Source organism: Streptosporangium sp. NPDC003464, from assembly GCF_053588315.1.
On the sequence record NZ_JBSFPS010000386.1, the window covers coordinates 1 to 6,794 of the forward strand.

Here is a 6,794-nt window from a genome sequence, read left to right on the forward strand (position 1 = left end):
TGGGGGAAGGTGGGCTCAGGCATCAGGCCACCTCGGCATTCGGCGCCAGCTCCAGGCCGGCGGCGGCGAGGAAGTCGTTCAGGGAGATCTCCCCGCCGGCTGGAGCTCAGCACCCAGCCGGTCCGCGTCAAGAACGCCGACGGCAAGGGCTTCACCCCGATCGACACCACCCTGGTGGAAGAGTCCGGAGCCATCAAGCCCAAGGCGACAGCGGGAAGCCTCACCCTGTCCGCCGGCCAGGACAAGACTCTGCTGAAAAGCCGGCAGGCCGACGCCACAGCGAAGATCACCACGCCGTCGGCGTTGGCGAAGCCCACCCTGAAGGGCAACACCGCAACCTACGCGGACGCGTACGGCAAGGGCCGCGACCTGCTGGTGGCCGCGAACCCGACCGGCTTCCAGCAGAGAATCGTCATCCGCGAACGGCCCACCGGCCCCCTCTCGTTCCGCGTCCCGGTTGACCTGCCTGCAGGAGTGTCGTTCAAGAAGGACACCGCGGGCCGGCCCACGATCGTCGGCGCAGACGGCAAGACGCTCACCGAGGTGCGGCCCACCCTGATGCAGGACGTCAAGGCCGCCGACGTCAACGCCCCACTCGACGCGGGAAAGACCGGCAAGGCCGCCGTCGCGCTCGCCGACGACGACAGGACGCTGGTGTTCACGCCGGACGCCGCGTTCCTGGCCGACCCGGCGACGACGTACCCGGTGACGATGACCGCTGCCGCGTCTGACTGGTGGGAGAGCCACACCGGCAAGTGGGCTGACGGCGGCATGGACACCTGGATCAACGACGTTGACGCCCAGGACAGCTGGTACCAGTTGGGTCAGACCCAGATCGTGGTCGGCAAGTCCTATGCCAGCAGCGTCGCCAAGCGCTGGCGCGGCTACCTCCAGTTCCCGGACATCCCCGCCACGTTCGCGGGCAGCACTGTGGAAAACGCCGACCTGCACCTGTGGAACTACCAGTCCAACGACTGCGGGCAGTACGAAGGCTCAGGTATCACGGCACGGCGGATCATCTCGGACTGGGATGAGGTGGACCTGAAGTGGTACGAGCAGCCTTCGGTCACGAGCTTGGGCGCGGACACCGAGTACGGCGCCTACAGCGAGGACTGCTCCGGCGTCGCCGGCAACCTGATCCACTCGCTCGACGACATCGTCCAGGCGTGGATCGACGGCTCCACCAACTACGGCATTCAGCTCACCTCCGGTGACGAGTCAGAGGTGAGGAACTGGCGGCGCTACACCTCCGAAGACGCCGGCGGTTGCATGACCGGACCGCTGGAGGACTGCAAGTTCGAACTCCACCCGCCCATCCTCACCGTGGACGTCGAACTTCCAGCGCCGCCGCTGTTGGACGACGTCTTCATGTTCACCGACACACAGTTGACGACCATGCCCGAGTATGAGGAAGCTCTCGCCATGTCGGGCTATGTGCCTGAGGAGCCTGAGCCGGTCATCATCACCGAGCAACTGGCCGACAAGATCGCCGGGCAGCGTGACGGCCAGGTCAACGCGGTTGGGACGGACGACCTTCCCCCCGTCGAGGTCGATCCCGGAGACGACACCGAAGGCACCACCCCACTGGTGACAGGTGTCGAGCCTGCTGACGGCGCCACGGAAGTACCGCTGGACGCGTCGATCAAGGTGACGTTCTCTGAGGCAGTCGCCGACGCCATCGTGACGATCAAGGACGCCGGCGGCACACAGGTCGTGGGGACGTCGGTCTATGACGACACCCGCACGGTGTTGACGTTCACCCCCGCACAGGCATTGAAGCCGGGCACAACGTACAGCGCTGAGGTATCAGAAGCCACCAACTCATGGGAAATCCCCATCAACCCGTATTCATGGTCTTTCACCACACTCATCCAGTCGGCGGGCCACTGGACCTTCGATGAAGGAGACGGCCGAACGGCTGCGGACTCCTCGGGAAATCGCCACGATGCGACGCTGAACGACACAGCGGCGTGGATCGCCGGCAAGACCGGGAACGCGATCTCCAACACGCCGTCGCAGGCGCGGATCACCGCCTCCCAGGCGGCGGCTCTGCAGGGCAAGGCGGTCGAGGTCGCCGACGAGACGACCGCCACCAGCATCACCTACGCCCAGCCCGACGGGAAGACGTTCACCACCGAGGTCACAGCCGGTCCGGTGCGGACCCGGCGGGGCAGCGGATGGGTGCCGATCGACACCACCCTGGCCGAGCAGGGCGGCAGGCTGCGGGCCAAGGCCCTCGCCGAGGGCGCGGTCGTGGAGATCTCCGCCGGTGGCACGGATCCGTTCGTGAAGATGGCCGCCGACGGGAAGTCGTACGCGCTGCGCTGGCCGACGCCGCTGCCCAAACCGACCGTCAAGGGCAGCGTCGCCACCTACACCGACGCCGCGGGGGTGGGCGCCGACCTGGTGGTGACGGCGCTGCCGACCGGATTCCGGCATGAGGTGGTGCTGCGCCAGCGGCCCGCCAAGCCGCTGGAGCTGCGGATCGGCGTCGACGACGAGGGCCTGACCCTGACCGAGGGCAAGGGCGGCCGACTGCTGCTGAAGAGCAAGGACAAGAAGCTGGTCGCCTCGGCGGCGCGCCCGGCCATGTCGGACGGCGGCGCCGAGGGGCGGCTCGCGTCGGCCAAGCGCGGCGAGGCCGGCACGGACGTGGTCACCAAGGACGGCCGTACGGAGCTGGTGATCAAGCCGGACCAGGCGTTCCTCGCGGACACCGGCACCACCTACCCGGTGCGCGTGGCCGCGGCGGTCACGCTGCCGCTCGGCGCCGACGTCGAGGTCACCACCTACGACACGGTCGACCTGCCCGCCTTCCCCGACAACCAGTACATCACCGCCGGCACCATGACGGGCGGGTTCAAGTCGCGGACGCACCTGCGGTTCGACACCACGGGCCTGCAGGGCAGCACGGTGACCGCCGCCACATTGTCGATGAACACCATCGACGCCCACACCTGCGGCCCCGCGCTCACCAACGGCATCCAGGTCGCCCGCCTGACCGGCGCCTGGGACCCGGGCAACCTGTACTGGGCCAACAAGCCCGCCCACACCACCGAGGACGCCTCCACCAACTTCAAGGGCGTCAACCAGGACTGCGAGCCCTGGCCGGACAGCATGGACTGGAACGTCACCGGCATCGCCCAGGACTGGGCCGCCGGCGCCGCCAACCACGGCCTGGTGCTCAAGTCCCCCGGCGAGACGAACATCAACAACTACCGGACCTTCACCGCCGCCGAAGACACCGACTTCAACATCCCGCCGAAGCTGACCGTCACCACCAGCGGCCCCGCGTCCGCGCCCACCGCCACCGGTCTGGCCATCACCCCGGCACAGAACGTCAACGGCACCACCACGGTCACCTCACTCACCCCGCAGCTGGCCGCCACCGTCACCGACACCGCGACCGGCTCGCTGACCGGTGGGTTCGAGATCGAGCACGACCCGGCCGCCCCGGCCGGACAGGGCACCGGCCAGATCTGGACCGGCACCTCGCAGGCGGTCACGTCCGGCGCCCAGGCGACCGTCAGCGTCCCCGCCGGGAAGCTGACCGACGGCTGGAAGATCCGCTGGCGGGCCCGCGCCGCCAACACCACCGCCGCAACCACCTCGGCGTGGTCGGACTGGCAGACGGCCACGGTCGACGTGCCCAACCCGACGGTCGGCGCCTTCCAGATCACCCCCTCCCAGGTGATCAACGGCGTCACCGTGGCCACCAGCCTGACCCCGGCCCTGCACACCACGGTCATCGACCCGGCCGCCCAGCCGGTGCGCGCCGAGTACGAGATCGAGCACGACCCGGCCGCCACCGGGCAGGGCACCGGCCAGATCTGGGCCGGCAGTGTGGACGGTGTCGCCTCCGGCACCCAGGCGTCGGTGACCGTCCCCGGCGGGAAGCTGAATGACGGGTGGAAGGTGCGCTGGCGGGTCCGGGCGGTGAACACGGCCACCACGGTCGGCTCGCCGTGGTCGGACTGGCAGAACCTGACCGTGGACGTGCCGGACCCGGTCTCCGAACCGGCCGTCGGCGCGCTGCAGGTCACGCCGTCCGAGCAGGTGGACGGCACCACCGTCACCCCCACCCGCACCCCGGCACTGCTGGCCCAGGTGATCGACCCGGCGGGCAAGCCGCTGCGGGCCGAGGCCGAGGTCGAGCACGACCCGGCCGCCACCGGGCAGGGCAGCGGCCAGATCTGGACCGGGGCCGTGGAGAACGTACCGGCCGGCACCCAGGCGAGCATCGCCGTCCCGGCGGACGCGCTGGCCGACGGGTGGAAGATCCGCTGGCGGGCCCGCGCGGTCTCACCCACCGCCGCCTCCCCCTGGTCGGACTGGCAGACCTTCACCATCAACCTGCCCAAACCCACCGTCACCGGCCTGACCGTTACCCCGTCCAAGGTGGTGAACGGCGTCACGGTGACCACCACGCTCACCCCCACGCTGCAGGCCACCCTCACCCACCCCACCGGCCAGCCGCTGCGCGCCGAAGCCGAGATCGAGCACGACCCCGCCGCGCCCGCCGGGCAGGGCACCGGCCAGATCTGGACCGGCAACGCGGACAACATCGCCTCCGGCACCCAGGCAAGCCTCATCGTCCCCGACGGGAAGCTGACCGACGGGTGGAAGGTGCGCTGGCGGCTGCGCGCGGTCGCCGGTGACGCATCCTCGGCCTGGTCGGACTGGCAGCAGGTCACCGTCGACGTCACCCAGCCCGGCGAGGAGCCCCTGGCGCAGACCACCGGACCGGTGATCCGCACCGACCAGAGCTTCACCACCGCCGCCTGGCTGCGGTGGAGCGACAAGGACGGCGACTACACCGTCCTCGAGCAGAAGGGCACCCACCAGGCGCCCTTCCGCCTCGGCAACACCGCCGATCACGGGTTGGCGTTCACCTTCACCAGCGCCGACGCCGCCGACGCGACAGTCGAGGGTGTGCTGTCCGACGTCGAACCGCCCGTCGGCGAATGGTTCCACCTAGCGGGCGTGTACGACGCCACGGCCAAGACCGCGTCGCTGTATCTCAACGGCGCCTTGGTCAAGTCCGCGCCGATCAGTTTCTCCGCGTGGAACGCTGATAACGCGATGTCGCTGGGCGCCGGCATGCTGGGCGATCTCGACGATGTCCAGGTCTACCAGCGGCCCCTGACTACCGATGACGTAGCAGCTCTCATCGCGAGGACGAACGGGCAGACTGCCCAGAACGCGAACTCCTCGAGTCAGCCCACGCAGGCTGCGTCTCCCACCTTGAGCAGCGCTGCGGAGTTCGATTACGACCATCTCAATCTGGAGGGCTGTCTCCAGACCCCCAAGCATCCGACCATCGATTATGCCCGCATCCAAGAACGTCCGTTCTCTTCCTGCTGGACAACCTGGGTCAGCATGGGAACGTACGAAGCGACCGAGGACGGCGACGGCCCGGACGGAAAGCGGTGGACCAAGGCCAGCAATAAAGTCGGCACGAGCAAGAGCGGCGGCAGGGCCGGCATACTGGCCTCCATTCTGGAGATGGCCGAGGAAGATACTCTGGACCACCCCAGTGAAATATTCTTCCAGTTCCGTGCCACCTGGGTGCTCAACAGCTACGTGGGGAACAAGGCGGGTACGGAGGTGGCCAACGCAGAAGGCAGCGGCCTGAAGCCGCAGAACATGAAGCTCTTCGTGCGGCTGACCGACTTCGCCCTGTATTGGAACGGAAAAAGATACCCTCTGGACGAGAGGACCTCGGCGGAGATCCAGGGGCTCCAGCTGACATTCGAAGCGCAGACCGAATCGGACAACCTGACGCCTTGCCGGTCCGTCACCGGAAGTACCACGAAGACGATCAGAGAATGGGAGGCCACCAGTAGCGCCATGTTCCTGCTGGAAAGCAATCCCGTCGCGGGAGGGACCAACGCTATATGCACGATCAAGCCCACGCTCACTCGTTTTCATAACAATCGCTCAGACCTTCCTCTGTGGAGCTACGAAATAGTAGGAACGACGGGGAAGCGGCTCGGCGTGGCCCGACATGGCTACTCACGGCTGCCAGGGGACCTCAGCACCCTGGCGGCCCCCTACTACCGGTGCGATCGGGACAAGGTGATCAATCACACCGGCGGATGTGTCAACGACAGGGCGCACCGGGTCTTCGAAATGTCAGAAAGCAAGAACCCTGAATTCGCCGAAGTCACCAGGCACATCAAAGCCGCCCTGGACCCGAGCATCAACGGGCTCACATCCCCCCCGCTTCGGCCAGGACACGACTGGTCGAAGCCGGAGTATCCGCCCACGAAGTACTGGAACGGATCCGAGCAGCCGAAGACGATCCCTGGAAACTGGAACGTCGCCTCCAGTCCGCCGCTGAACAAGCGTCCTGCAGGCACCAACAGCTTCAACAGGAACTTCTTCTCCAACGTTGAGATGCACATGGACGTCGGGACTACCAACAAGATGCACTGGAGCAAAACGCCCGTAACCAATTACTGCAAGTACTACTTCAGGGACCAATATCCAGCGGCACAGAACTCCGAAGGAATGCCGTGGTCCGGCGGCAGGACGCGGGACACCAGACTGGAGTGCGACGAGTATCCCTTCGCCTCGACCTACCAAGGGGCGGCCGGCAACGGAAGGGGAACTGGCCACTACTCCATCAGGGCCGTCAACGGCGGACACAACGAACGGCACGGCAACGCGCTGAAGAGTTTCTATGACAAATATCATGTCGCCACCCACCACGCCTTCTGGGTGAGCGTCGTGCCGTAGTCATCTTCGTCGGTGCATCAAAGTGGAGGTGCGGGTCAGGTATGACCCGCACC

General features: G+C 67.3%; 1 protein-coding gene. It reads left to right on the top strand.

Features of this window, described 5'->3' with window-relative positions; genetic code table 11:
- The first annotated feature begins 174 nt into the window (after positions 1-174).
- A complete protein-coding gene (locus ACWDS7_RS45070; protein WP_451934297.1) occupies positions 175-6,741 on the top strand; it encodes a DNRLRE domain-containing protein in 6,567 nt (2,188 codons plus the stop codon).
- The last annotated feature ends 53 nt before the right edge of the window (positions 6,742-6,794 follow it).